The organism is Rahnella selenatireducens, from assembly GCF_046449555.1.
Taxonomy (GTDB): Bacteria; Pseudomonadota; Gammaproteobacteria; order Enterobacterales; family Enterobacteriaceae; genus Rahnella; species Rahnella selenatireducens.
The window spans coordinates 1-681 of record NZ_JBKEZJ010000052.1; the positions used below are offsets into that span (position 1 = coordinate 1).

At 62.0% G+C, this 681-nt stretch carries 1 pseudogene; it reads left to right on the forward strand.

The features are described from left to right. Positions 1–681: pseudogene (locus ACLBVC_RS24775) on the forward strand (hypothetical protein); the annotation flags it as partial.

The following is a 681-nucleotide window of genomic DNA, read 5'->3' on the forward strand; positions in this document are numbered from 1 at the left end:
CTGAAACGCCATTATCACTACAACGCCGCCGGGCAGATGACGCAGATGACCACCGGACTCGGCGACCATCATTATGCTTATTCCCCGGCTGGTCGTCTGAACAGCGTCAGCTCGCCGGACGGTTTTCTCGCCACCTTCACCGATGCCGCCGGCAACCGCAACTGCACGCACCCCGACCTGAATACGCCGCTCGCCGACACGCTGCCGGTCTGGTATCACAACCGCATCCAGCGCGATGAGCGGTATATTTATGAACACGACAAATTTGGTAACCTGACGGAAAAACGCCCGTACCGCGCCGGCTGGCGGGAGGCACCGCGCGGTGCCATCGGCCATTTCGCCTACGACCAGGCGCACCGGCTGACGCGTTTCACGGCAGAAGAGGACGGTCAGATTCAGACGCAGGCGCGCTATATCTACGACCCGTTGGGGCGCAGAGTGGGCAAGCACGTCGCCCAAATCAATCCGCAAACCGGTGAAACAGAAACCCAAAACATCTGGTTCGGCTGGGACGGCGACCGGCTGGTGCTGACTGAAAACCGCGACATCCAGTTGCACACGGTTTATCACCCGGGCAGCTTTGTCCCGCTGCTGCGCGCCGAACACGCGCGGATGGAAGACAGCCACCGCTCGCTGGCGGAAAAACTCGAGGAAGACGCCGGCAGCCCGTTCCCCGGCGAC